General features: G+C 68.8%; 25 protein-coding genes. 16 read left to right on the top strand and 9 right to left on the bottom strand.

From position 1 onward, the window contains the following. Nucleotides 1–70 precede the first annotated feature (70 nt). The 8 genes from EV648_RS05900 (at nt 71) to EV648_RS05865 (ending at nt 9,595) form a co-directional block, all read left to right on the top strand. Nucleotides 71–346: a DUF167 domain-containing protein gene (locus EV648_RS05900; RefSeq protein ID WP_132188022.1), complete on the top strand. Its 276-nt coding sequence runs from the start codon at nt 71–73 to the stop codon at nt 344–346. A 167-nt stretch (nt 347–513) separates the two neighbouring features. Beyond that, nucleotides 514–1,113 (top strand): TraR/DksA C4-type zinc finger protein, encoded by a 600-nt coding sequence (locus EV648_RS45055; RefSeq protein ID WP_132285820.1) that lies wholly within the window; start codon nt 514–516, stop codon nt 1,111–1,113. Then, nucleotides 1,086–1,754, top strand: coding sequence for a signal peptidase II (gene lspA / locus EV648_RS05890; RefSeq protein ID WP_132285817.1), 669 nt, complete (start codon nt 1,086–1,088; stop codon nt 1,752–1,754). The genes EV648_RS45055 and lspA overlap by 28 nt, the downstream gene beginning before the upstream one ends. Nucleotides 1,755–1,774: 20 nt before the next feature. Continuing rightward, nucleotides 1,775–2,683, top strand: coding sequence for an RluA family pseudouridine synthase (locus EV648_RS05885; RefSeq protein ID WP_132286714.1), 909 nt, complete (start codon nt 1,775–1,777; stop codon nt 2,681–2,683). A 4-nt stretch (nt 2,684–2,687) separates the two neighbouring features. After that, nucleotides 2,688–3,329, top strand: coding sequence for a Type 1 glutamine amidotransferase-like domain-containing protein (locus EV648_RS05880; RefSeq protein ID WP_132285814.1), 642 nt, complete (start codon nt 2,688–2,690; stop codon nt 3,327–3,329). Between the two features lie 130 nt (nt 3,330–3,459). Then, nucleotides 3,460–7,005, top strand: coding sequence for a DNA polymerase III subunit alpha (gene dnaE / locus EV648_RS05875; protein WP_132285811.1), 3,546 nt, complete (start codon nt 3,460–3,462; stop codon nt 7,003–7,005). A gap of 76 nt (nt 7,006–7,081) precedes the next feature. Continuing rightward, nucleotides 7,082–7,717 (top strand): hypothetical protein, encoded by a 636-nt coding sequence (locus tag EV648_RS05870; protein WP_241994921.1) that lies wholly within the window; start codon nt 7,082–7,084, stop codon nt 7,715–7,717. Between the two features lie 45 nt (nt 7,718–7,762). After that, nucleotides 7,763–9,595 (top strand): DUF3352 domain-containing protein, encoded by a 1,833-nt coding sequence (locus tag EV648_RS05865; RefSeq protein WP_132285788.1) that lies wholly within the window; start codon nt 7,763–7,765, stop codon nt 9,593–9,595. 95 nt (nt 9,596–9,690) lie between these two features. On the opposite strand, the gene EV648_RS05860 is transcribed toward EV648_RS05865, so the two are convergent. Next, nucleotides 9,691–10,224 carry a dihydrofolate reductase family protein gene (locus EV648_RS05860; RefSeq protein ID WP_132285785.1) on the bottom strand — a complete coding sequence of 178 codons (534 nt, stop codon included), beginning with the start codon at nt 10,222–10,224 and terminating at the stop codon, nt 9,691–9,693. Nucleotides 10,225–10,371: 147 nt separating this feature from the next. Here EV648_RS05860 and EV648_RS05855 point away from each other — a divergent pair, with 147 nt between their 5' ends. Beyond that, nucleotides 10,372–10,743, top strand: a complete 372-nt coding sequence (locus EV648_RS05855) for a VOC family protein (RefSeq protein ID WP_132285782.1) — start codon at nt 10,372–10,374, stop codon at nt 10,741–10,743. A gap of 2 nt (nt 10,744–10,745) precedes the next feature. Here the strand turns inward: EV648_RS05855 and EV648_RS05850 are convergent, their stop codons facing one another. Next, a complete protein-coding gene (locus EV648_RS05850) occupies nt 10,746–11,507 on the bottom strand; it encodes an SDR family NAD(P)-dependent oxidoreductase (RefSeq protein WP_132285779.1) in 762 nt (253 codons plus the stop codon). 106 nt (nt 11,508–11,613) lie between these two features. Between EV648_RS05850 and EV648_RS05845 the strand changes: the two genes are divergently transcribed. Continuing rightward, nucleotides 11,614–12,480, top strand: a complete 867-nt coding sequence (locus tag EV648_RS05845; protein ID WP_132285776.1) for a LysR family transcriptional regulator — start codon at nt 11,614–11,616, stop codon at nt 12,478–12,480. Here EV648_RS05845 and EV648_RS05840 read toward each other — a convergent pair. Further along, entirely contained in the window at nt 12,477–13,067 is a 591-nt protein-coding gene (locus EV648_RS05840; RefSeq protein ID WP_132285773.1) for a TIGR03086 family metal-binding protein, read from the bottom strand. The two genes, EV648_RS05845 and EV648_RS05840, sit on opposite strands and share 4 nt — an antisense overlap. On the opposite strand from EV648_RS05840, the gene EV648_RS42430 reads away from it, so the two are divergent. Beyond that, nucleotides 13,066–13,257: a hypothetical protein gene (locus EV648_RS42430; RefSeq protein WP_158293906.1), complete on the top strand. Its 192-nt coding sequence runs from the start codon at nt 13,066–13,068 to the stop codon at nt 13,255–13,257. The two genes, EV648_RS05840 and EV648_RS42430, sit on opposite strands and share 2 nt — an antisense overlap. Here the strand turns inward: EV648_RS42430 and recQ are convergent. The 3 genes from recQ to EV648_RS05825 are packed head-to-tail and all read right to left on the bottom strand — an operon-like array spanning nt 13,246 to nt 16,429. Beyond that, nucleotides 13,246–15,090 carry a DNA helicase RecQ gene (recQ, locus tag EV648_RS05835; protein WP_199234441.1) on the bottom strand — a complete coding sequence of 615 codons (1,845 nt, stop codon included), beginning with the start codon at nt 15,088–15,090 and terminating at the stop codon, nt 13,246–13,248. The two genes, EV648_RS42430 and recQ, sit on opposite strands and share 12 nt — an antisense overlap. 26 nt (nt 15,091–15,116) lie before the next feature. Then, nucleotides 15,117–15,587 (bottom strand): VOC family protein, encoded by a 471-nt coding sequence (locus tag EV648_RS05830; protein ID WP_132285770.1) that lies wholly within the window; start codon nt 15,585–15,587, stop codon nt 15,117–15,119. After that, complete coding sequence (locus tag EV648_RS05825; protein WP_132285767.1) at nt 15,584–16,429, bottom strand: helix-turn-helix domain-containing protein; 846 nt, start codon at nt 16,427–16,429, stop codon at nt 15,584–15,586. Before EV648_RS05825 ends, EV648_RS05830 begins: the two co-directional genes overlap by 4 nt. Before the next feature lie 162 nt (nt 16,430–16,591). Between EV648_RS05825 and ilvD the strand changes: the two genes are divergently transcribed. Then, on the top strand, nt 16,592–18,442 hold the full coding sequence (gene ilvD, locus EV648_RS05820; RefSeq protein ID WP_132285764.1) for a dihydroxy-acid dehydratase: 1,851 nt from the start codon (nt 16,592–16,594) through the stop codon (nt 18,440–18,442). A 201-nt stretch (nt 18,443–18,643) separates the two neighbouring features. Here ilvD and EV648_RS05815 read toward each other — a convergent pair whose 3' ends face one another. The 3 genes from EV648_RS05815 to EV648_RS05805 form a co-directional block, all read right to left on the bottom strand. Further along, the gene (locus EV648_RS05815; protein WP_132285761.1) at nt 18,644–18,952 is read right to left on the bottom strand and encodes a type II toxin-antitoxin system PemK/MazF family toxin; all 309 of its coding nucleotides are present in this window, start codon (nt 18,950–18,952) and stop codon (nt 18,644–18,646) included. After that, nucleotides 18,952–19,188, bottom strand: a complete 237-nt coding sequence (locus EV648_RS05810) for a ribbon-helix-helix domain-containing protein (protein ID WP_132285758.1) — start codon at nt 19,186–19,188, stop codon at nt 18,952–18,954. The genes EV648_RS05815 and EV648_RS05810 overlap by 1 nt, the downstream gene beginning before the upstream one ends. A 65-nt stretch (nt 19,189–19,253) precedes the next feature. Then, nucleotides 19,254–19,922: an LON peptidase substrate-binding domain-containing protein gene (locus EV648_RS05805; RefSeq protein ID WP_132285755.1), complete on the bottom strand. Its 669-nt coding sequence runs from the start codon at nt 19,920–19,922 to the stop codon at nt 19,254–19,256. A 92-nt stretch (nt 19,923–20,014) separates the two neighbouring features. Between EV648_RS05805 and hisD the strand changes: the two genes are divergently transcribed. From hisD to hisH, 4 genes are read left to right on the top strand one after another with little or no spacing between them, the layout of a single operon-like run. After that, a complete protein-coding gene (gene hisD, locus EV648_RS05800; RefSeq protein ID WP_132285752.1) occupies nt 20,015–21,328 on the top strand; it encodes a histidinol dehydrogenase in 1,314 nt (437 codons plus the stop codon). Further along, the gene (locus EV648_RS05795; protein ID WP_132285749.1) at nt 21,328–22,446 is read left to right on the top strand and encodes a histidinol-phosphate transaminase; all 1,119 of its coding nucleotides are present in this window, start codon (nt 21,328–21,330) and stop codon (nt 22,444–22,446) included. The genes hisD and EV648_RS05795 overlap by 1 nt, the downstream gene beginning before the upstream one ends. Continuing rightward, nucleotides 22,443–23,042: an imidazoleglycerol-phosphate dehydratase HisB gene (hisB, locus tag EV648_RS05790; protein ID WP_132285746.1), complete on the top strand. Its 600-nt coding sequence runs from the start codon at nt 22,443–22,445 to the stop codon at nt 23,040–23,042. Before EV648_RS05795 ends, hisB begins: the two co-directional genes overlap by 4 nt. Then, entirely contained in the window at nt 23,039–23,680 is a 642-nt protein-coding gene (hisH, locus tag EV648_RS05785; RefSeq protein ID WP_132285743.1) for an imidazole glycerol phosphate synthase subunit HisH, read from the top strand. Before hisB ends, hisH begins: the two co-directional genes overlap by 4 nt. The last annotated feature ends 156 nt before the right edge of the window (nt 23,681–23,836 follow it).

Below are 23,836 nucleotides of genomic sequence, written 5' to 3'. Positions count from 1 at the left end.
TTGGGAAAGTGTACGACTCCGCACCACGCGACTACGAATCGTTAATCGGTGGTCAGGAGAGAATTCGTCCATGAGAATTCTCGTGCGGGTGAAACCGGGCGCGTCCCGGACCGCCGTCGGGGGCCGGTATGACGGACCCTCGGGTGCGGCCCTGGTGGTCGCGGTGGCGGCCCGCGCGGTGGAGGGACAGGCGACGAAGGCTGTTCTGCAGGCGGTGGCGGAGGCACTGGGGGTGAGACGCTCCGCGGTGACGCTGGTACGCGGAGCGACCAGCCGGGACAAGCTGCTCGAAGTGGCGGGAAGTGAGGCTGAGATCGGGCCGAAACTGAAGCAATTGCTTGCCTGAACGTTGTCCGACATGTGGCTGTGACGCGCGGAACATCGAGCGGGCTTGAAGGACCGACTACCGTATGTCCACGGTCTGCGCGTCGGGCTGGCACGCGGCCCTCGCGTGTCCTACTGTCTTGCGACCAGTCCGCTTCAGTCTCCGACGAAGGCAGGGGGTAGTCGACCATGGCTACATCGGCTCCGAAGAAGTCCGCCCCCAGACGAAAAGCCGCGGCCGAGAAGAGCGCCGCGAATTCCACTGAAGCTCCGGTCAAGAAGACCGCGGCGAAGAAGACCCCTGCCAAGCAGACATCGACGAAGAGGGTGGCTATGAAGACGAACGAGAACCGCACCCCGGCCACGGCGCCGCCCAAGTCGCCCGTGAAGAAGGCCGAGACGCTCACCGTCAAGGAGGGCGAGACTCCCTGGACCGCGGCCGAGATGGAAGAGCTGCGCGGTGAGCTCGAGGCGGACGCGGTGCACCTGAAGGAAGAGATCCGCGACGCCGAGCAGGAGATCGTCGGTCTGCTCCGCGACGGTGGCGACGGGGCCGGCAACGACCAGGCCGACGTCGGCTCGACCACCCTCGAGCGGGACCACGAGATGTCCTTGGCGAACAACGCCCGCGACATGCTGGACCAGATCGAGCGGGCGCTGTCCCGGATCGACGACGGCACCTACGGCGTCTGCGAGAGCTGCGGCAAGGCGATCGGCAAGGGGCGGTTGCAGGCGTTCCCGCGTGCGACACTGTGCGTGTCATGCAAAGAACGCGAAGAACGCCGCTGAGCGAATCAGAACCGTCCCACCTGCCAGGGGACGCGTCAGCTGACCCCCAGACCGAACCGGCCGACCTCGAGTCGGCCGGTTCTCCGTCGTCCCCGCCTCCGGACGACACCACCTCCGCTGACGAGAACGGCGGCGGCCGCAAGCCGCCGTCGTGGCGGTTGATGGTGGTGTTCGCTGTTGTCGGGTTGCTGGTGCTTGGGCTTGATCAGCTGACCAAGGCGCTGGCGTTGCAGCATCTGACGCCGGGGGAGCCGGTGAATGTGATCGGGTCGCTGCTCAAGTTCAACCTGATCCGCAATCCCGGGGCCGCGTTCAGCCTGGGGTCCGACTTCACCCCGGTGATCAGCGCGGTCCAGATCATCGTCGCGGTCGGCGTCGTCTGGTTGTCCCGGCGACTCGGCTCGATCGGCTGGGCGGTCGCGTTCGGCTTCCTGTTCGGCGGCGCGGTCGGCAACATCACCGACCGGATCTTCCGCGAGCCGTCGCCGTTCCACGGTCACGTGGTCGACTTCCTGCAGACCCCGCACTGGGCGATCTTCAACGTCGCCGACATGGCCGTCACCTCGGCCGCGATCCTGCTGGTGATCCAGACCCTGCGCGGGATCAAGCTCGACGGCACCAAGGACGTGGGTAAGAAGTGAGCGGCGACTCTCGCACGGTGATGGTGCCTGACGGCCTCGCCGGTGAGCGCCTCGACGCCGCGCTGTCGCGGTTGTTCGGCGTCTCCCGGACCAAGGCCGCCGAGCTGATCGAGTCCGGGCTGGTCCAGATGGACGGATCCCCGGCGCTGAAGTCCGCGCGGGTGACTGCCGGCGTGATGCTCGACGTGGAACTGCCCCCGCCGCCCGGCGAGATCACCGTCGTACCGGAGACCGTCGACAACCTGCGGATCGTGCACGACGACGACGAGATCATCGTCGTCGACAAGCCGGTCGGCGTGGCCGCGCACCCGTCGCCGGGCTGGACCGGGCCGACCGTGATCGGGCACCTGGCAGGCGCAGGCTTCTCCATCTCGACCAGCGGCGCCGCGGAGCGCAAGGGCATCGTGCACCGGCTGGACGTCGGTACTTCGGGCCTCATGGTGGTCGCCAAGACGGAGTACAGCTACACCGTGCTGAAGCGCGCCTTCAAGGAGCGCACGGTCAAGAAGATCTACCACGCGCTCGTGCAGGGCCACCCGGATCCGTTCACCGGCACGGTGGACGCGCCGATCGACCGGCACCCGAACCACGACTACAAGTTCGGCGTCGTCGCGGGCGGCAAGCCGAGCGTGACGCACTACGAGACACTCGAGGCCTTCCGGTTCGCGACGCTGCTCGAGATCACCCTGGAGACCGGCCGGACGCACCAGATCCGCGTCCACATGTCCGCGATCGGGCACCCGTGCTGCGGCGACCTCACGTACGGCGCCGACCCGGTGCTCGCCGAGCGCCTCCAGCTCTCCCGCCAGTGGCTCCACGCCATGCGCCTCGGCTTCAACCACCCGGGCTCCGGCGAGTACGTCGAGTACACCTCGGAGTACCCGGCAGACCTCGACCAGGCCCTCGACCAACTGGCCGCCACCCAGTAAGCCCATGAAGCTCTACCTCTCGTCCTTCCGCTTGGGCGACCACCCGGAGCGGCTCGTCGCGCTGCTGCCCGCCTCCGGACGGGTAGCGGTGATCTGCAACGCGATCGACGCCGAAGACCCCGCTCTCCGCCGGGAGAAGGTGGCCGCGGAGATCGAATGGCTGACCGAGCTCGGGCTGCGCCCCGTGGAGGTCGACCTCCGCTCGTACTCCGCCGGTGGCGCTCGCGGCGACTCCGACCTGCGCGCCGGGCTCACGCAGTACGACGGACTGTGGGTGCGCGGCGGGAACGTCTTCGTGCTCCGGGTCGCCCTGGCCCGCAGCGGAGCCGACAAGTTCCTGCCGGACCTGATCCGCTCGGGGGAGCTCGTCTACGCCGGCTACAGCGCCGGGCCGTGTGTGCTGGCCCCGAGTCTGCGCGGGCTGGAGCTCTGCGACGACGTGACCCAGGTCGAGGGCGAGGTGATCTGGGAGGGCCTCGGCGTGCTCGACGAGGCGATCGTCCCGCACCTGAACTCCCCGGGACACCCGGAGACGGAGCTGGTGGAGAAGATCGCCGAGCTGTACGAGCGTACCGGCGTACGGCATCTGAAGCTGCGGGACGGGCAGGCCCTCGTGGTCGCCGGGGAGAGCCGCGAAGTGGTGTGAAGTGGTGTCGTCCACGACCGGATATCGGGCGGCCGAGGACGCGTCGGTGAGCCGACTCAAGGACTGTCGGTGGGCCCACATAGGCTGTGTCAGTCCCGCTCACTCACGCCTCTGGGAGGTCTGCGAAGACATGGCGTCCAGCGACAGTTTCGTGCATCTACACGTGCACACCGAGTACTCCATGCTGGACGGCGCCGCGCGGATCGACGAGTTGTTCAAAACCGCCCAGGAGATGGGCATGCCGGCGATCGCGACCACCGACCACGGCTACGTCTTCGGGGCCTACGAGTTCTGGAAGACGGCCCAGAAGTACGACGTCAAGCCGATCATCGGCGTCGAGGCGTACTTGACGCCGCACACGCACCGCAGCGAGCGAAAGCGGGTCAAGTGGGGCGACGCGAACTCCGGTCGCGACGATGTGTCCGGTAGCGGTGCGTACACCCACATGACGCTGCTGGCGAAGAACACCAGCGGCATGCACAACCTGTTCAGGATGTCATCGCTGGCCAGCCTCGAGGGCTACTACTTCAAGCCCAGGATGGACCGCGAACTGCTGCAGACCTACGGCAAGGGCCTGATCGCGACGACCGGCTGCCCGTCGGGCGAGGTGCAGACCAGACTCCGGCTCGGGCAGTACAAGGAGGCCGTCGAGGCGGCCGCCGAGTTCCGCGACATCTTCGGCGCGGAGAACTACTACTGCGAGCTGATGGACCACGGGCTCGGCATCGAGCGCGACATCCAGCAGGACCTGCTGAAGCTGGCCCGCGAGCTCGGCCTGCCGCTCGTCGCGACGAACGACCTGCACTACACCAAGCCCGAGGACTCGGTCGCGCACGCGGCGCTGCTCTGCGTCCAGTCCGGCTCGACGCTGTCGGATCCGAACCGGTTCAAGTTCGACGCGAACGAGTTCTATGTGAAGACCGCCGCGGAGATGCGCGAGGTCTGGAAGGAACTGCCCGAGGCGTGTGACAACACGCTGCTGATCGCGGAGCAGTGCGACGTGTCCTTCACCGAGGGCGAGGGCCGGTTCATGCCGCGCTTCCCCTGCCCCGAGGGTCACAACGAGGAGTCCTGGTTCGTCGCCGAGGTGGAGACGGGTCTGCACAAGCGCTACCCGGAAGGCGTCCCGGACAACGTCCGCAAGCAAGCCGAGTACGAGATCGAGGTCATCGTCTCGAAGGGCTACGCGGGCTACTTCCTGGTCGTCGCGGACTTCATCAACTGGGCGAAGAACAACGGCATCCGGGTCGGCCCCGGCCGTGGTTCGGGTGCCGGCTCGATGTGCGCTTACGCGATGCGCATCACCGACCTGGACCCGCTGCGCCACGGTCTGATCTTCGAGCGGTTCCTGAACCCGGAACGCATGTCGATGCCCGACTTCGACATCGACTTCGACGACCGTCGCCGCCCCGAGGTGATCCGCTACGTCACCGAGAAGTACGGCGACGACCGGGTCGCGATGATCGTCACCTACGGCACGATCAAGGCCAAGCAGGCGATCAAGGACGCCGGCCGGGTGCTGGATTACCCGTTCGCGATGGGGGACCGGATCACCAAGGCGATGCCGCCCGCGGTGATGGGCAAGGACGTGCCGCTGTCCGGCATCTTCGACCCGCAGCACAAGCGGTACTCCGAGGCCGGCGAGTTCCGCCAGCTGTACGAGTCCGACCAGGACGTGCGCAAGATCGTCGACACCGCGCGCGGGCTGGAGAACCTGAAGCGCCAGTGGGGCGTGCACGCGGCCGGCGTGATCATGTCCAGCGAGCCGCTGATCGACCTGATCCCGATCATGCGCCGCGACCAGGACGGCCAGGTCATCACCCAGTTCGACTACCCGAGCTGCGAGACGCTCGGCCTGGTCAAGATGGACTTCCTCGGCCTGCGCAACCTGACGATCATGGACGACGCGATCAAGAACATCGAGGCCGCGCACGGCTTCACCGTCGACCTGGACGGGCTGGGCAACACCCTCGACGACAAGGCGACGTTCGAGCTGCTGGGCCGGGGCGACACGCTCGGCGTCTTCCAGTTCGACGGCGGGCCGATGCGGGCGCTGCTGCGGCTGATGAAGCCCGACAGCTTCGAGGACATCTCCGCGGTCGGCGCGCTCTACCGGCCCGGCCCGATGGGTGCGAACTCGCACACCAACTACGCGCTGCGCAAGAACGGGCAGCAGGAGATCACCTACCTGCACCCCGAGTTGGAGACGGCGCTGGAGCCGATCCTGGGCCCGACGTACGGGCTGATCGTCTACCAGGAGCAGGTGCTGAAGATCGCCCAGGAGCTGGCCGGCTACAGCCTGGGCAAGGCGGACCTGCTCCGCAAGGCGATGGGCAAGAAGAAGAAGGAAGTACTCGACGCCGAGTACGTAGGCTTCGAGGCCGGGATGAAGGACCACGGCTTCAGCGCCGCCTCGATCAAGGCGCTGTGGGACGTCCTGGTCCCGTTCTCCGACTACGCGTTCAACAAGGCGCACTCCGCGGCGTACGGGCTGGTCTCGTACTGGACCGCCTATCTGAAGGCGAACTACCCCGCGGAGTACATGGCCGCTGTTCTGACGTCCGTGAAGGACGACAAGGACAAGATGGCCATCTACCTGAACGAGTGCCGCCGGATGGGCATCAAGGTGCTGCCGCCGGACGTGAACGAGTCGGACTCGAACTTCACCCCGGTCGGCACCGACATCCGCTTCGGCCTGTCCGCGATCCGCAACGTCGGCGTCAACGTGGTGGCCGAGATCGTCGGCGCGCGGGAGTCCGAGGGCAGGTTCACCGACTTCGTCGACTTCATCGACAAGGTGCCGCTGCCGGTCTGCAACAAGCGCGTGATCGAGTCGCTGGCCAAGGCCGGCTCGTTCGACTCGATGGGGCACGCCCGCCGGGCCGTCGTCGCCGTGCACGAGCAGGCGGTGGACGAGGCGATCGACCTCAAGCGGAACGAGGCGCACGGCCAGTTCGACCTGTTCTCGATGGGCGACGACTCCGACGAGGGCGAGGGCAACAGCCGGCTCACCGTGACGGTGCCCGAGATCGAGGAGTGGGACAAGGCGACCAAGCTCGCGCACGAGCGCGACATGCTCGGGCTGTACGTCTCGGACCACCCGCTGTTCGGCGTCGAGCACGTGCTCACCAACGGCACCGACTGCACCATCGGTCAGCTGCTCGCCGACGAGGACCGCCCCGACGGCACCCAGGTCACGATCGGGGGTCTCGTCACCGCGGTGCAGCGCAAGGTGAACAAGCGCGGTGACATCTATGCGATCGTCACCATCGAGGACCTCGAAGGTTCGATCGAGGTGATGATGTTCTCCTCGGCGTACCAGCTGGCCGCGCACCTGCTCACCAACGACGCGATCATCCTGATGAAGGGCCGGCTGCGCCGCCGCGACGACCGGGTGGAGCTGAGCGGCTCCGACGTCACCGTGCCCGACCTGACCGAGGGCCCGAGCGGGCCGGTGGTGATCACCATGCCGGTCAACCGCTGTACGCCGCCACTGGTCGAGCAGCTCCGCGACGTGCTGCAGTCGCACCCGGGCATGACCGAGGTGCAGCTGCGGCTCCAGGCCCGGCAGAAAACGACGGTGATGCGGATCGGCGACCGGTTCCGGGTCACCCCGACCTCGTCGCTGATGGCAGACCTGAAGGCGCTGCTCGGCCCGTCCTGCCTGGCCAGCTGAGGCAGTGGTGAGCGATGGTCCTTTGCCTGACCAGGGCGGTGGGGCGGGAGTTGCAGGAATGAGCCACACTGGCGACGTGACTCAGCCAGGTCAGCAGCAACCACAGCCGTACCAGCAGCCGTTCGGCTACACCCAGCATCCGCAGCATGGGCAGGCGACGCCGGTGTTGCCGGATCCGAAGATGCCGTGGAGCAAGGCGATCGCCGTGACGATCGCGGTGTTCCTGGTCGCTGGAGTGGTGGCCGGTTGGGCGTGGCAGCAGTTCGCCCCGCTCGCGCAGTACACGGTGGACGACCGTGGTGGGTCGCTCGGCGAAGAGCAGATGACCAAGATCTTCGGCCCGGACGGCACCTTCACGGTGATCGGCTTCCTGGCCGGGCTGGTGCTCGGGGCCGCTGTCTTCTGGTGGTTGCGCAACTACGGTCCGTGGGCGGTCGGGATCGTCGTGCTCGGCTCGGCGCTCGGCGCGGGCATCGCCTGGGGCGTCGGCATGCTGCTGGGGCACGATCCGCTGCAGCCGCGGCTGGAGGCATCCAAGCCGGGTGACCTGCTCGCGGCGCCGCTGGAACTGCACACTTGGACTCCGCTGGCCTCCTGGCTGGTCGGAGCGGCCCTCGCAGCGGCAATAATCGCCGCTACCACTTGGCGGGCAGAACCGGTTGCAACCAGTTCGTCATCTGCCGCGTCACAAACCTCGCCGCAGGTGCAATAGCCTGTCCCGTCCGGTGGTGAGGCCATCGGCAACGCGAGGGGAATCATGTCCGACTACACCAATCCGCCGTCGGGCGAGCGCCACCAAGGCGCGGCCGGCGGACCACAGGGCCCGTACGGCGGCCCACCGCAGGGTCCGGGCTACCCGGGCCAGGGCCAACCGGGTCAGTACCCAGGGGGCCAGGGACAGCCGGGGCAGTACCAGCCGCAGCAGGGGCCGCAGCAGGGGCCGGGGTCGTTGTGGCCGCAGCCTGGTTCGCCCGACTACCCGCAGAACAGCCAGCAGCAGGGCGGTTACCAGCAGGGTGCCCCCGGCAACTACCAGGCCGGCGGCTACCAGCAGGGTGGCTACGAGCAGGGTGGCTACGAGCAGGGTGGCTACCCGCCGGGCGGCCAGCCGCCGTACGGGGGTTTCCCGCAGGCGCAGCAGTGGCAGCCGGAGCCGAAGAGGAAGCGCGGCAAGCTGATCCCGCTGGTCGCCATCGTGGCGGTGCTCGCGGTCATCGGTGGCGGCGCGGTCTTCGCCTACGGGCGGTTGGCCGGCGGTGACCAGCCGGCCGCGGTGCTGCCGGGCAACGCCGTCGCCTACGCCCGGATCGACCTGAACCCGTCGGCCGGTCAGAAGGTGGCCGCGCTGCGGTACCTGATGAAGTTCCCGTCCGCGAAGGAGAAGATCGGCCTCAACAGCGACCAGGACGACCTGCGTCAGAAGCTGTTCGAGCTGATCAAGAAGGACGCCGGCGACGACCTGGCCGACGTCGACTTCGACAAGGACATCAAGCCGTGGCTCGGTGACCGGGCCGGTCTTGCCGCGGTCCCGGGCAAGGACGGCGAGGAGCCGGACGCCGTGGTCGCGGTCCAGGTGAAGGACGAGGGCAAGGCCACCCAGGGTCTGGACAAGCTGTTCGCGGACGAGAAGGACAAGCCGGGCCGGGCGTTCAGCAACGGCTACGTGATCCTGTCCGACGACCAGCCGACGGTCGACGCGGCGGTTGCCGCCAGCAAGGACAGCCCACTGTCGGAGAACGCGAAGTTCAGCAAGGACATGTCCGACCTCGGCGAGCAGGGCTTCGCCTCCTTCTGGGCCGACACCAAGGGCATCGCGCTGGCCGCGGGCAAGCGGCTGACCGACGACCAGCGGGCGGCGCTGCCCGAGGGGAGCGCGGCCGCGGCGCTGCGGTTCGACTCGCAGTACGTCGAGCTGAAGGGCGTCGTGCACGGCGACCAGAGCATCAAGGTCAACGCGTCCGACGCCGGTGACCTGATCGGCAAACTGCCCGACACGACCGCCGGCGCGCTCGCGCTGTCCGACGGCGCGAACCTGGTCGGCACGATCTGGACCCAGCTGGAGAAGTCCTCGTCCGGGCTGAACCTCGGCGAGCTGACGAAGCAGTTCACCGCGGAGACCGGGCTGGTGCTGCCGGACGACCTGAAGCCGCTGCTGGGCAAGAACGTCGCCGTCGCGGTGGACAAGGAAACCTCGAACGGCCCGAAGATCGCCGCCCGGATGGAGACCGACCCGGGTAAGGCCGAGGCGGTCGTGGACAAGGTGAACAACCTGATCCGCACCCGCTCGTCGGTCAACATCCCGATCGAGAAGGCCAAGGACGGCGACACCCTGGTGATCGCCACTGACAAGGCGTACGCCGACCAGGTCCTGCGGGGCGGCAACCTCGGCCAGACCGAGAGCTTCAAGCAGGCCGTGCCGGACAGCTCGGGTGCCGTGATGGTCGGCTACGTCGACTTCGAGGCGGTCAAGTCGCTCAGCGACCGGGTCAGCTCGAACAAGGACTACGACGCGCTGCGCTCGGCCGGCTACTCCGTCCGCGTCACGGGCGACGGTGAGGCCGACTTCACGCTCCGCGTGGTCGCCAAGTAGCAAACCGCACGACCAAGTGGCAAACCGCACGACCAAGTAGCAAACAGGGACCCGGACGGCTGCCGCACAGCCGTCCGGGTCTTTCGTCGTCCACGTCAGCGTCGTACCGCGTAGCGGAGGTTCGTGCTGCGGCCTTCCTGGGTGTTGCTGATCGGGTCGAGATCCACGGTCAGGTTCGAGCTGCGGAAGATCGGGATCCCGTCGCCCAGGAGGATGGGGGCGACGTGGACGAAGATCTCGTCGAGCAAACCGGACTGCAAGCACTGCTCGGCGACGGTGCCTCCCAGGACGAGCAGGTCTTTGCCCTTGGCGGCTGCGAGTGCCGTCCTGACGGCGTCGGTGATGTCGCCGCTGAGAAAGGTGTAGGCGGGGTTCGTCTCGTCTGTGGGCGGGCGGTGGGTGAGGATGAAGATCGGCCCGCGGTAGACACCGCCGTACAACTCGCCGCCGGCCTGGCGACCGAGCTCGTATCCGTTGCGTCCGGCGAGTGCCGCGCCGAGAGTCTCGGGCACTGCCATCCCTTCGCTCTGCGGGCCGAGATCCGCCTTGCGGAGCCAGTCCATCGTGTGGCCGGGACCGGCGATGAATCCGTCGAGCGACATCGTCACGTGATACAGCACCTTCGCCATGGGTCTACCTCCTCGAACGACCGGGGCCTTCCCGGCCATGGTTCTTGAGACGAGGGAGCCCGGGAAAACTCATCACCCGGCGATGTCGAAGCGGGCCGGGCAGCTTCTACCTAGGAGTGAAAGCACTTCGGACAAGGAGAAGCAGAGATGAACCACGTCACCGACATCCGCACCATCGCGATCCCGGTCACCGACCAGGACCGGGCCGTCGACTTCTACGTCGGCACCTTGGGGTTCGAGAAGCACATGGACGCCCCGCTCCCGGAACTCGGCGGTCGCTGGATCGTCGTCGCCCCAGCCGGAGCTACCACCAACCTGGCCCTGGTCCCGGCATCCGACACCAGCCCCGCCGGCACCGACACAGGCATCCGCCTGGTCACCCCCGACGCCGCCACCACCCACGCCACCCTCACCGCCTCCGGCGTCTCCACCGACGACCTGCTCGTCTGGCCGGGCGTCCCGCCCATGTTCACCTTCCGCGACCCCGACCAGAACCAGCTCTACCTGGTCGAGGAGTGAGCTCAGGCGGTGAGCTCGACCCCGGTGAGCTCCTCGCAGGCCCTGAGGAAGTCGGTTTGGACGTCGGGATCTGCGGCGGCGCTGTCATGGCGGTAGGGGTGGAGGTGGTAGAAGTAGTCGCCCGTGGGTGGGTCCGGGGTGGTTGCCAGCCAGACCTGGGTTTCGGGGCCCTGGGACAGGTCGCCCGGGGCGCCCGCGCCACCCATCTTGGTGGCGACCCAGCCGGGGTCGACGGCGTTCGAGGAGACGTCGGGCCAGAGGCGGGCGACCGCGAAGGCCAGGATCACGTCGTACAGCTTGGAGTCCGAGTAGGCCTGAGATCCGTTCCAGCGACGGCGTACCCACTGCAGGTCGTCGAGGGCGAGCTCGCCGCCGAGATGCATCCCCGAGCTGAGGTAGACCAGGCGGCTGGGGCGATCGATCAGCGCGGTGAGCAGGTACGGGGCGAGCACGTTGATCGCGAAGACGTGCTCGAGGCCGTCCACCGTCTCGATGCGCGGCTCGCGATACCCGACCGCGACGTTGTGGATGACGACGTCGAACCGCCCGGACGCGTTCGCCTGGCGGGCCAGGTCCTTCGTCTCAGCGATGCTCGAGACGTCGCCGGTCAGCACCCCGCTCGCACCGGGGAGGGCGGCCCGGGTATCGCGGGCCCGGGACTCGTTGCGGGCATGGAGGACGACCTCGTGGCCCTCGTCCAGCAGCCGTCCAGCCGCCATCAGACCCAGGCCGTCGGCGGAACCGGTGATCAGAATGCGCGACACGTCGTCGCTCCTTTCGCTGTCCCCCGTCCACTGTGCTCGGTCAGGGGGCCTGCGTCCAAGACCCGCTCCGAGCGCTGTCATACCCTGGGGGTATCAGGGAGGTGGCGTGGACGTCGATCTGCGGAAGGTCCGGTACTTCGTCGCCGTGGCCGAGGAGTTGCACTTCGGGCGGGCGGCCGAGCGGTTGCACATCGCCCAGCCGGTGTTGTCGCGGCAGATCCGGGCCCTGGAGGACGAGCTCAAGGTCCAGTTGTTCGTGCGGACCAAGCGGGCCACCGAGCTGACCTGGGCCGGGCGCCAACTGCTCGAGGACGCGCGGCCGTTGCTCGCCTCGGCGGAAGCGGCGAGGCGCCGGGTGGTGCGAGCGGCCCGCGGCCCGAAGACGTTCACCATCGGTTTCATGCCCGGGATCACCGTCACCGCGGCAGTGCGGGCGTTCACCGCACAGCATCCCGGGCTGACGATCGAGCTGCTTCGCACCACCTGGGACGACCAGGTCGAGGTGCTGCACGACGGCAGGGCCGACGTGAGCATCGTGCGGCTGCCGATCGACCAGCAGGGGCTGACCGTCCGCCCGCTGTTCGACGAGCCCCGGGTGGCGATGCTGCCGGCGGACCATCGGCTGGCCGGCAAACCGTCGATCGAGATCAGCGATCTGGCCGATGAGCACCTGCTGCAGCATCCGGACGCTGTACCGGAGTGGCGGGACATCGCCAGCGAGCTGCGCGACGGCCGGCCCCGCCCCGTGCCGACCCTTCACAACGTCGAGGAGAAGCTCGAACACGTTGCTGCAGGCAACGGTATCTCGATCCTCCCGCTGTCCACGGCGAGCTTCTACACCCGTCCTGACGTGGTCAGCGTTCCTGTCGACGACCTCGGCCCGAACCACGTCTGCCTGGCCTGGACCGCGACTCGCCGGTCCAAGGCCGTACAAGACTTCGCCGACATCGCGATCAGGGTGCTGAAGAGTTAGGGCGTCCAGGCCGATGATCTCCCGAGCAGGGCGAGTACGCGGTCGAAGGTCTCCGGTGTGCTGACCGCGAGGCCGGGCTGGAACGCCGCGCCGGGTGTTGTGCGGTTGGCGCCGTCGGGCACGGCTTCGGCGATCGGCAGCGCGGCCGCCAGAACGTCGTCGTCGAAGGACACCGGTACGTCGATCGCGCGGGCCACGTCCCAGCTGTGCACCACGTAGTCGATGAAGTGGAAGCTGACCCCGGTTTCGGCGGGCAGCGTCACGCCGCCGCGGATCTCCGGCAGCCAGAACTCCCGGTCGTCCAGGTCGTCCGCAGCGAAGGCCGACACCACCCGCTCTGCCGACGCCGCGTACTCCTTGGCCGGGTCGTGCACGACCGGCCGGTCCGCCCAGACCGAGCGGTCGCTCGTCTCGCCGTCCGCTACCGCGGCGAACCCGTGGTTCTGGCCGATCATGTGAGCCAGCAGTTGTCCGAGGTCCCACTCCGAGCAGGGCGTGCGCAGGCCGAGCTGATCCGGCCGGACCTGGGCGACCACTGAGGTCGAGACGTCCATCACCCGGCGATGCAGCTCTCGCAGATCATTCATGCCCGTCACGCTAGCCACCGGATCCGACAGTTACGCGGTCGACATGACCCCGGCACGCGTCACCATCAGGCGATGGTGCGAGCCGGAGAAGAAGGTCGCCGTCGCCGTTCTGCTTGCCGACGGCAACAAGAACTCGGACACGGTGGTCTCCGAACTCCTCGCCGCGATCCAGCCGCTGCTAGGCGGCTAGCGCCTCGAGCACACCTTCGCCGTACTTGGCGAGCTTGTTCTCCCCGACGCCGCTGATCTTGCCGAGTTCGGCCAGGGTGCCGGGGAGGTCGGTGGCGATCTGCCGCAGCGTCGCGTCGTGGAAGATCACGTACGCCGGAATGCCCTGCTCCTTGGCGACGGCCGCCCGCCAGGTGCGCAGGCGCTCGAACACCTGGGTGGCTTCGGCGGAGAGGTCCACCGCAGCCTTCTTCTTGCCGCCACTGCTGGACCGGGAAGACCTCAGCGCCCGCTCGGGCTCCCGGCGCATCATCACCTCGCGGCGTCGCCCGAGCACCTCGGCGCTGTCCTCGGTGAGCAGCAGCGTGCCGTAGTCGCCTTCCACCGCGAGCAATCCTTGCGCGAGCAACTGGCGGACCACGCCACGCCACTCGGTGTCCTTCAACTCGGTGCCGATCCCGAAGACGGACAGGTCGTCGTGCCGGAACTGGGTCACCTTCGGCGTCGTCTTGCCGAGCAGGATGTCGATCACCTGGCCGGCGCCGAACTTCTGGTTGCGCTCGTGCTGCAGCCGGTAGACGGCCGAGAGCAGCTTCTGCGCCGGGATCGTGCCGTCCCAGGACTCCGGTGGAATCAGGCAGGTGTCGCAGTTGCCGCAGGGCTCGCCCTTCTGGCCGAAGTACGCCAGGAGTTGCTCGCGGCGGCACTGCACGGTCTCGCACAGCGCGAGCATCGCGTCGAGGTGGGTGCCGAGCCGCCGGCGGTGCGCGGCGTCGCCCTCGGACGTGTCGATCATCTTGCGCTGCTGCACCACGTCCTGCAGGCCGTACGCCAGCCAGGCGGTCGACGGAAGCCCGTCGCGTCCCGCGCGCCCGGTCTCCTGGTAGTACCCCTCGACCGACTTCGGCAGGTCCAGGTGGGCGACGAACCGCACGTCGGGCTTGTCGATGCCCATGCCGAAGGCGATCGTCGCCACCACGACGAGCCCGTCCTCGCGGAGGAAGCGGGACTGGTTCTTCGCGCGGGTCCGACTGTCCAGGCCGGCGTGGTACGGCACGGCCTCGATCCCGTTCTGGGTCAGGAAGACCGCGGTCTTCTCGACGCTGTTGCGGGACAGGCAGTAGACGATGCCGGCGTCACCCGCGTGCTCGGTGCGCAGCAGGTCGAGCAACTGCCGCTGCGGATTGTCCTTCGAGACGATCCGGTACTGGATGTTCGGCCGGTCGAAGCTGGCCACGAAGTGCTTGGCGTCGGTCAGGTTCAGCCGGGTGGCGATCTCGCGGTGCGTCGCCTCGGTCGCGGTCGCGGTCAGCGCGATCCGCGGTACGTCGGGCCAGCGCTCGTGCAACGCCGAGAGCATCAGGTAGTCGGGCCGGAAGTCGTGACCCCACTGGGAGACGCAGTGCGCCTCGTCGATCGCGAACAACGAGATCTTGCCCTGGTCGAGCAACCGCGTCGTCGACTCAACCCGGAGCCGCTCGGGGGCCAGGTAGAGCAGGTCGAGCTCGCCGGACAGGAAGGCCTGCTCGACCTCGCGGCGCTGCTCGTAGTCCTGGGTGGAGTTGAGGAATCCGGCGCGGACGCCGAGCGCTCGCAACGCGTCCACCTGATCCTGCATCAGCGCGATCAGCGGCGAGATCACCACGCCGACGCCGGGCCGGACGAGCGCCGGGATCTGGTAGCACAAGGACTTGCCGCCACCGGTCGGCATCAGCACCAGGGCGTCACCGCCGCCGACGACGGTCTCGATGATGTCCCGTTGCTCCCCACGGAACGAGGCATACCCGAACACGCGGTGGAGGACCTCCAGGGCCTCGCTCGCGGTGTCGTCCAGTGGCTGGCTCGTCTCGGTCACCCGGCGATTCTACGGAGATTGCCCAATCACTGCCGGGCCCCTGTGGACGACGCGCCGATCTCGCCGCGATACGTGCCGATACTCCACACGTTGCCCTCCGGATCCGCCACACTGAACCCGCGCGAGCCGTAGTCCTCCTCGCGCATCTCCCGGACCACGGTCGCGCCAGCGGCCATCGCCTTCGGGAACACCGCGTCGGGATCGTCGTGCACCAGATACACCGAGGACTTCTGGTCGACGAACGCGTCGAACTCGTTCGGCTCGGCGTTGCGGTCGACCGAGCTGACCATCACCCCACCACCGACCGGCCAGGCCAGCTCGGCATGGGCGATCGACCCCTCGGCGGCCCCGGCGTACGAGGCGACCAGGGTGAAGCCCAGGCCCTCGGTGAGGAACTTCAGCGCGGCCTGCCCGTCCCGGTAGATCAACGTCGGCCAGACGCCGATCGCAGTTCCTTGCTGGGCTTGTTTCTGCGTCTCGTTCACGGTTGCGTTCATGCCTCCGACTCTGGCAGCGGGTCCTCGTTCCTGTCTTGGACGAATGGGAGTTCCTCGGTCATCCACTGCCGCGGCGAGCACCCGGCGATCGAGTGCCACTCACGGGTCAGGTGTGCCTGGTCGGCATACCCGAGGTCTGCCGCGAGATCGGCCAGCCTGGTCGTGGGTCGCTGCTTCAGCCGGTTGACGGCCTGCTCGAACCGCAACACTCGCGCAGTGACCTTGGGCGCTAACCCGTACTCCGCGCGGAACCGCTCGGTCAGATGCCGCCGGCTCCACCCGACCTCCGTCGCCAACTCCTGTACTCCGACGCCGCCCGCCGTCTCGCACAACCGTCGCCAGGCCCAGCCGAGCTCGGCCCTCGGCTCGGGCACGGGCTCGTCGCGCCAGTTCTCCAGCAGTAACCGCTCGACCAGGTCGAACCGTTGCTCCCAACTCGTCCTCTCGCGCAGTTGCTCGTTGAGCTCCTGCGCTGGTCGGCCGAGCACTTCGTCGAGGTGGATCACGATCGAGGCGAGCTCACCCGGTGGGATACCGAGCAGCGCCCGCGAACCCGCCGGAGTCAGTGCGAGCTGGATGCCGGCGACGTTGGGGGACTCGCCGATCCGCACGGCCGTCGAGTGCAGCCCGCCGACGAGAGTGTCGAACTTGTCCACCGGAGCACCGGGCCAGGCCACCCCGACCGGCTCGTCCAGGCTGATCACGATCGTCAGGTACTGCGAGGGGAGTCCCCGGTGCACCTCCGGCGGCTCGTCGACGTACGCGTAACCGATCAGGGCGCCCAGATACGGCCGCAGCGCCGGCACGGCCGCGCGGGCGTGGAACTCGAACCCGGACTCCATCTGCTCAGGCTAGATCCCTCCGCCGACAGGAGCAGGCCAAGCGGCCGCGGCCGCTCAGGTGACGACCGCGATGCGGGACCGGAGTACCGGTATCTGGACGCGAGGTGGCACCATGCAAGGTGGACGGAAGCCGCCGCACCGGAACAACCTGGAGAGATCGTCGTGCCTGAACTGAGGTCCCGCACTGTCACCCACGGCCGCAACATGGCGGGCGCCCGCGCCCTCATGCAGGCCTCCGGCGTCGCCAGGGAGGACTTCGGCAAGCCGATCATCGCCGTGGCAAACAGCTTCACCGAGTTCGTCCCCGGGCACACGCACCTGCAGCCGGTCGGCCGGATCGTCTCCGAGGCGATCCACGCGGCGGGCGGGATCGCCCGCGAGTTCAACACGATCGCGGTCGACGACGGCATCGCGATGGGCCACGGCGGGATGCTCTACAGCCTGCCGTCGCGGGACCTGATCGCCGACTCGGTCGAGTACATGGTCGAGGCGCATTGCGCCGACGCGCTGATCTGCATCTCCAACTGCGACAAGATCACCCCGGGCATGCTGATGGCCGCGCTGCGGCTGAACATCCCGACCGTGTTCGTCTCCGGCGGCCCGATGGAGGCCGGCCGGGCCACCCTGGTCGACGGCACCGTGCGCAAGCTCGACCTGATCGACGCGATGTCGGAGGCCGTGAACGAGAACGTCTCCGACGCGGACATCCTGCGGATCGAGGAGAACGCCTGCCCGACCTGCGGTTCCTGCTCCGGCATGTTCACCGCCAACTCGATGAACTGCCTGACCGAGGCGATCGGCCTGTCGCTGCCGGGTAACGGCTCGGTGCTCGCCACCCACACCGCCCGCAAGGCGCTGTACGAGAACGCGGGCCGGACCGTCGTCGAGATCACCAAGCGGTACTACGAGCAGGACGACGCCACCGTGCTGCCCCGGACGGTCGCCTCGCGCGCCGCGTTCGAGAACGCGATGGCGCTGGACATCGCGATGGGCGGTTCGACCAACACGATCCTGCACCTGCTCGCCGCGGCCCAGGAGGCCGAGGTCGACTTCGACCTGGACGACATCAACGACGTCTCGCGTCGCGTGCCCTGCCTGGCGAAGGTCGCGCCGAACGTGGCACCGGGCGGCACCTACTACATGGAGGACGTGCACCGGGCAGGCGGCATCCCCGCCATCCTGGGTGAGCTGTACCGGGCTGGGCTGCTGAACGAGGACATCCACACGGTGCACAGCGCCTCGATCGACGAGTGGCTGAAGAACTGGGACCTGCGCGGCGGTTCGCCTTCCGCCGAGGCTGTCGAGCTCTGGCACGCTGCGCCTGGCTGCAAGCGGTCGGCAACGGCGTTCTCCCAGTCCGAGCGCTGGGACGCCCTCGACACGGACGCTGCCGGCGGCTGCATCCGCGACCACGAGCACGCGTACTCCGTCGACGGCGGCCTGGCGGTCCTCAAGGGCAATCTGGCGGTCGACGGCTGCGTGGTGAAGACGGCGGGCGTCGACGAGTCGATCTGGACCTTCGAGGGGCCGGCGGTCGTCTGTGAGTCGCAGGAAGAGGCGGTCGAGAAGATCCTCGCCAAGGCGGTCAAGCCCGGTGACGTGGTGGTGATCCGCTACGAGGGTCCCAAGGGCGGCCCGGGCATGCAGGAGATGCTCTACCCGACGTCGTTCCTGAAGGGCCGCGGCCTGGGCAAGGTGTGCGCGCTCGTCACCGACGGCCGCTTCTCCGGCGGTACTTCGGGGCTGTCGATCGGCCACGCCTCCCCGGAGGCGGCCTCGGGCGGCACGATCGCCCTGGTCCGGGACGGCGACCAGATCCGCATCGACATCCCGAACCGCTCGATCGACCTGCTCGTCCCTGACGAGGAGCTCGACGCGCGGCGCGAGGCCCTGAACGGCGTCTACGCGCCGAAGGCCCGCGACCGCAAGGTCTCGGCCGCCCTCCGCGCCTACGCCGCGATGGCCACCAGCGCGGACAAGGGCGCAGTACGAGACGTCACGAAGCTCGGCTGAGCTACTCGAGCACCACTATCTACGGTCCGCGAGCAGCGGAGCACACCATCACCCAGCTCGGCCCGGGCGGGAGTCGGCACCTCGCACACCCTCAAGGCACCTGGGACAGGCTATTGCTTGTCCCCGCCCCCAGCATCGTGGCCGAGGTCCCGGTTCCTGACATGCGCGCTCACGCGTTCCACTCGGCTCGGCCGTGAACCCTCAGAGGACTGATTCGAGGTCGAAGGCGAGGGTGATCGCCTCGGTCAGCAGGATCTCCTGGTCGGGGAGGAGGTAGCCGATCAGGCGGCCGAGCTGGAGCTTCGGGATGGTCTGGAGGTTGTCGCAGCTGATCGCGCTCGGGTGGTCGAGGCCGTTCTGGGTGCCGACCAGTACTTCGGTCGACAGGCCGCGGATCGTGCTGGTGATCGGGGCGACGGTGACGTTCCTCAGCCGTGGCCGGATCAGCTCACGGGTCAGGACCACCACGGGCCGGGGCTTGTCCAGCCGGGCGACGTGCAGCGGCCGCATCAGTCGAGGTCGGACAGCGCAGTACCGCCGGCGTAGCTCGCGAGTCCGTCGAGGTCGGACGGCTCGCCGTACTCGGCCAGAATCGCGGCGTCCCGGGCAGCCAGTTCCCGGCGGCGCTCGCGCTCCATCGCCCGGGCCACCACGGAGGCCCGGCTGGATGCCTTGTTGTCGTCGACGAGCCGGTCCATGAACTCGACCAGCTCGTCCGGCAACCGCACAGTGATCTGCTTACTCATACCAGAACCATACCGCTCTGGGATTCACTTAACCACCAGTCGGCGGAGGGGACCGGTCGAGCCGGTCAGTTCGGGGACATGTCGGACCAGGGGAGGTCCGTGGCGGGGAGGGACGGGAGGGCTGTGATCGCGGCGAGCTCGGAATCCAGGAGGCCGACAAGCTGAGCCAGGCGGGTGGTGGTGTCGGTGGACTCGAGGAGCTTCTGGCGGTCGGGAGTGACGAGCGTCATCGCGGCCGACATCAGGTACGAGAGGGTGGTCGGATCGTCCGGCAGTGACTCGATGTGCAGGCCGGGCTGGGAGATCTCGGTCACCGCCGCGGCGTATCGACGAAAGCGCTGGACCGCCACGGTCGCAGTACCGAGGGGGTCGTCGCCGGGTTCCTCGTCGAGGAATTCGACGTCGGCGACCAGGTAGTCGCCGCCGCTGTCGAGCTCGGCGACCTTGAAGCGGCGGTTGCCGGTCAGGGTGACCTCGACCGGGCCGTCGTCGCCCGGGTCCAGGGAGATCTCGGAGATGGTCGCGGCGCAGCCGGTGCCGTAGAGCGAGCGGAACACCCGGTCGCCGAGCTCGTAGCCGTCCCGGACCGCCACCGCTCCGCAGACGAGTTCGCCGCCGTTCTCGACCAGGTCGCGGATCACCGACCGCCCCTGGACGTCGGTGACGGGGATCGGGAGCACCAGCCCTGGGAAGATCACTGTCTCGACAGTGAGGAGCGGCAGGCGGGAGTCCATGCCGTCGAGCCTAATGGCAACCGCCCGCGGTCACCGTCCGTGCAGCAGACGGCGCGCGGGGACCGGGGGAGGCGACCACTAGACTGAGCCCCATGATTCGCCGCGTCGACCTGCGGGGCCGAGTGGCAGCCGGAGAGGTGCTCAACCTCCAAGCCCTGGTCCCCCGAGCCGTATTCGACGTCGAGGCCGCCCTCGACGTCGTCCGACCCATTTGCCTGGACGTCCGTCATCGGGGCCTCGAGGCGATCAGGGAGTACGGCGAGAAGTTCGACCATGTGCGGGTGGAGGACCTCCGGGTCCCGGCCGAGGCGTTGAAGACCGCGCTGGAGGAGCTCGACCCCGAGGTGCGCAGCGCGTTCGAGGAGTCGATCCGGCGGGTGCGCGAGGTCAGCGAGGACGAGCGCGGCGGGGACGTCGAGTCCCAGCCCGCGCCGGGTGGCCGGGTGACCCAGCGGCTGGTCCCGGTGCAGCGCGTCGGGCTGTACGTCCCGGGCGGCCGCGCGCCGCTCGCGTCCAGCGTGGTGATGAACGTCGTACCGGCTCAGGTGGCGGGGGTTCCGTCACTCGCGGTGGCCTCGCCGCCCCAGAAGGAGTTCGGCGGTCTGCCACACCCGACCGTGCTCGCGGTCTGCGCGATGCTTGGCATCGACGAGGTCTACGCGATGGGTGGCGCCCAGGCGATCGCCGGGTTCGCGTACGGCTTCGAGGGCTGCCGCAAGGTCAACCTGATCACCGGTCCGGGCAACATCTACGTCGTCGCGGCCAAGCGGTTCCTGCTGGGCGAGGTCGGCATCGACTCCGAGGCCGGCCCGACCGAGATCGCCGTGCTGGCCGACGACAGCGCGAACGCCGCGCACGTCGCCGCGGACCTGATCAGCCAGGCCGAGCACGACCCGATGGCGGCCAGTGTGCTCGTCACCCCCAGCGAGACGCTTGCCGCCGCGGTGGAGGCCGAGCTCGGCGTGCAGGTCGCGCGGACGAGGCACCGGGAGCGGGTGGAGGAAGCCCTCGCCGGGCAGCAGTCGGCCGTAGTACTGGTCGACGACCTGGAGCAGGGCACCGCGGTGGTGGACGCGTATGCGGCCGAGCACCTCGAGATCCAGACGGTGGACGCCGAGGAGCGAGCCGGGCTGATCAACAACGCCGGCGCGATCTTCATCGGCGGCTGGTCACCGGTGTCGCTGGGCGACTACTGCGCGGGGTCGAACCACGTCCTCCCGACGGCAGGCTGCGCGTGCCACTCGTCCGGCCTGTCCGTGCGCAGCTTCCTGAAGGCGATGCACGTCGTGAACTACTCGCGCGAGGCGCTGCAGCAGGTCGCCGGGCACGTGGTCGCGCTCGCGCACGCCGAGGACCTGCCGGCCCACGGCTCGGCCGTGTCCGTTCGCTTCCGGGATGAGGACTGATGGGCCGCTTCGACGGGCTGCCGCTGCGCGACGAGCTGAAGAGCTTCGAACCGTACGGCGCGCCGCAGCTGGACGTCCCCGTCCTGCTCAACGTCAACGAGAACCCGTACCCGCCGAGCGAGGCGACCGTCGCGGACATCACCGCGTCCGTGGCGGAGGCCGCGCGCGGCCTGAACCGGTACCCGGACCGCGAGTTCCTCGACCTGCGGGCCGACCTCGCGGCGTACCTGGGGCGTGAATCGGACGCGCAGCTCACCGCCGAGCAGGTGTGGGTCGCCAACGGGTCCAACGAGGTGATGCTGCACCTGCTGCAGGCCTTCGGCGGTCCAGGCCGTACTGCGCTCTCGTTCGCGCCGACGTACTCGATGTATCCGGAGTATGCGCGGGACACGAACACGGCCTGGGTCACCGGTCGCCGGTCCGAGGACTTCACCCTGGACCAGAGCAAGGCCCTCGCCGCGATCTCCCGGCACAGGCCGTCCGTAGTACTGCTGGCGTCACCGAACAACCCCACCGGTACCGCGCTGCCGATCCAGCTGGTCGAGGCGGTCGCCGCCCGGACCTCCGCGATGGGGGCGGTCCTGGTGGTGGACGAGGCGTACGCCGAGTTCCGCCGGGCCGGTACGCCGAGCGCGGTCACGTTGTTGCCGTCGTACCCCAACCTGGCGGTGGCTCGGACCACCTCGAAGGCGTTCGCGCTGGCCGGGGCGCGGGTCGGTTATCTTGCCGCCAGCAAGCAACTCGTGGACGCGCTGCGGATCGTCCGGCTGCCCTACCACCTGTCGGCCGTGACGCAGGCGGTCGCCCGGGCGGCGCTGCGGCACTCCGACGAGCTGCTCGGCCGGGTCGAGCAGCTCCGCACCGAGCGCGACGAGACGGTCGACTGGCTGCGGGCCCAGGGCCTGCGGGCGGTGGACTCCGACGCGAACTTCGTGCTGTTCGGCACCTTCGCCGACCGGCACGCGGTCTGGCAGTCGCTGCTGGACGACGGCGTGCTGATCCGGGAGACCGGGCCGGCCGGCTGGCTGCGGGTGTCGATCGGCACCGGCGCCGAGATGGCGGCGTTCCGCGCCTCGCTGGAAAGAGTTCTGAAGACAGACGTGGGAAGGCAGACATGAGCAGGACAGGCCGGATCGATCGCGAGACCAGCGAGTCCAAGGTGCTGGTCGAGCTCGACCTGGACGGCACCGGACGGGCGGACATCTCCACGGGGGTCGGCTTCTACGACCACATGCTCAACGCGCTGGCCAAGCACGCGCTGCTCGACCTGCACGTGAACACGGTCGGCGATCTGGAGACCGACGCGCACCACACCGTTGAGGACACCGCGATCGGCATCGGCCAGGCTTTGAAGGAAGCGCTGGGGGACAAGCGCGGGATCAGGCGGTTCGGCGACGCGACCGTTCCGCTGGACGAGGCGCTCGTGCACTGCACGGTCGACCTGTCCGGCCGGCCGTACTGCGTGCACACCGGTGAGCCCGACGGCCAGGTCTACGCGATCATCGGCGGCGACTACGCCGGTTCGCTGACCCAGCACGTCTTCGAGACGCTCGCGTTCAACGCCGCGATCTGCATCCACATCCGGGTGCTGTCCGGCCGCGACCCGCACCACATCGTCGAGGCCCAGTTCAAGGCCTTCGCGCGGGCGCTCCGGGCCGCGGCCGAGCTCGACCCGCGGCAGCCGGGCATCCCCTCCACCAAGGGCGCCCTGTGAGCAAGAAGGTCGTCCTGCTCGACTACGGCTCGGGCAACATCCGCTCCGGCGAGCGTGCGTTGCAGCGGGTCGGCGCGGACGTCACCGTCACCGCGGACTTCCAGCAGGCGCTCGACGCGGACGGCCTGCTGGTGCCCGGCGTCGGCGCCTTCGAAGCCTGTATGACGGGCCTGCGCGCGGTGCGCGGCGACGTCCTGGTGGATCGCCGGCTGACCGGCGGGCGGCCCGTGCTCGGGATCTGCGTCGGTATGCAGATCCTCTTCGGCAAAGGCATCGAGCACGGGGTCGAGAGCGAGGGCTGCCACCAGTGGCCCGGGGTGGTGGAGCGGCTCCAGCCGAACGGTGACGAGCCGGTTCCGCACATGGGCTGGAACACGGTCGACGTACCGTCCGGCAGCAAGCTGTTCGAGGGCATCGACAAGGAGCGGTTCTACTTCGTCCACTCCTACGGCGTCCGCGAGTGGGAGCTGAAGGACACCCGAGCCTCGGTGGCCCCGGCGGTCACCTGGACGTCATACGGCGGCGACCGGTTCGTGGCGGCGGTGGAGAACGGCCCGCTCAGCGCCACCCAGTTCCACCCGGAGAAGTCCGGCGACGCCGGCGCCGATCTGCTGGCCAACTGGGTCCGCTCGCTCTGAGGGCGGCTCGGGCGAACGGCCTCCGCCTCATGCGGAGGGGGTGAGGACGGCTCCGGGCGCCCGGGTGTGGGATGGGTTGCGGCGGCAAGTCATGTCGTCGTGATCGAGGGGTGGCCGGCGATGGGCGGGATCAGCAGCACCACGGAACGGGCGGCC

It is taken from the genome of Kribbella sp. VKM Ac-2568 (assembly GCF_004345365.1).
Lineage (GTDB): Bacteria > Actinomycetota > Actinomycetes > Propionibacteriales > Kribbellaceae > Kribbella > Kribbella orskensis.
This window is presented reverse-complemented; position numbering and strand designations above follow the sequence as displayed.

Coding starts and splice junctions, on each gene's coding strand:
- hisD (WP_132285752.1), top strand. CDS start 20,015: ATGATTCGCCGCGTCGACCTGCGGGGCCGAGTGGCAGCCGGAGAGGTG.
- EV648_RS05810 (WP_132285758.1), bottom strand. CDS start 19,188: ATGAGTAAGCAGATCACTGTGCGGTTGCCGGACGAGCTGGTCGAGTTC.
- EV648_RS05825 (WP_132285767.1), bottom strand. CDS start 16,429: ATGGAGTCCGGGTTCGAGTTCCACGCCCGCGCGGCCGTGCCGGCGCTG.
- EV648_RS42430 (WP_158293906.1), top strand. CDS start 13,066: ATGCCCGTCACGCTAGCCACCGGATCCGACAGTTACGCGGTCGACATG.
- EV648_RS05885 (WP_132286714.1), top strand. CDS start 1,775: ATGGTGCCTGACGGCCTCGCCGGTGAGCGCCTCGACGCCGCGCTGTCG.
- EV648_RS05880 (WP_132285814.1), top strand. CDS start 2,688: ATGAAGCTCTACCTCTCGTCCTTCCGCTTGGGCGACCACCCGGAGCGG.
- EV648_RS05855 (WP_132285782.1), top strand. CDS start 10,372: ATGAACCACGTCACCGACATCCGCACCATCGCGATCCCGGTCACCGAC.
- EV648_RS05830 (WP_132285770.1), bottom strand. CDS start 15,587: ATGAACGCAACCGTGAACGAGACGCAGAAACAAGCCCAGCAAGGAACT.
- EV648_RS05805 (WP_132285755.1), bottom strand. CDS start 19,922: ATGGACTCCCGCCTGCCGCTCCTCACTGTCGAGACAGTGATCTTCCCA.
- EV648_RS05860 (WP_132285785.1), bottom strand. CDS start 10,224: ATGGCGAAGGTGCTGTATCACGTGACGATGTCGCTCGACGGATTCATC.
- EV648_RS05840 (WP_132285773.1), bottom strand. CDS start 13,067: ATGAATGATCTGCGAGAGCTGCATCGCCGGGTGATGGACGTCTCGACC.
- EV648_RS05865 (WP_132285788.1), top strand. CDS start 7,763: ATGTCCGACTACACCAATCCGCCGTCGGGCGAGCGCCACCAAGGCGCG.
- dnaE (WP_132285811.1), top strand. CDS start 3,460: ATGGCGTCCAGCGACAGTTTCGTGCATCTACACGTGCACACCGAGTAC.
- lspA (WP_132285817.1), top strand. CDS start 1,086: ATGCAAAGAACGCGAAGAACGCCGCTGAGCGAATCAGAACCGTCCCAC.
- hisB (WP_132285746.1), top strand. CDS start 22,443: ATGAGCAGGACAGGCCGGATCGATCGCGAGACCAGCGAGTCCAAGGTG.
- EV648_RS05815 (WP_132285761.1), bottom strand. CDS start 18,952: ATGCGGCCGCTGCACGTCGCCCGGCTGGACAAGCCCCGGCCCGTGGTG.
- EV648_RS05795 (WP_132285749.1), top strand. CDS start 21,328: ATGGGCCGCTTCGACGGGCTGCCGCTGCGCGACGAGCTGAAGAGCTTC.
- EV648_RS05900 (WP_132188022.1), top strand. CDS start 71: ATGAGAATTCTCGTGCGGGTGAAACCGGGCGCGTCCCGGACCGCCGTC.
- EV648_RS45055 (WP_132285820.1), top strand. CDS start 514: ATGGCTACATCGGCTCCGAAGAAGTCCGCCCCCAGACGAAAAGCCGCG.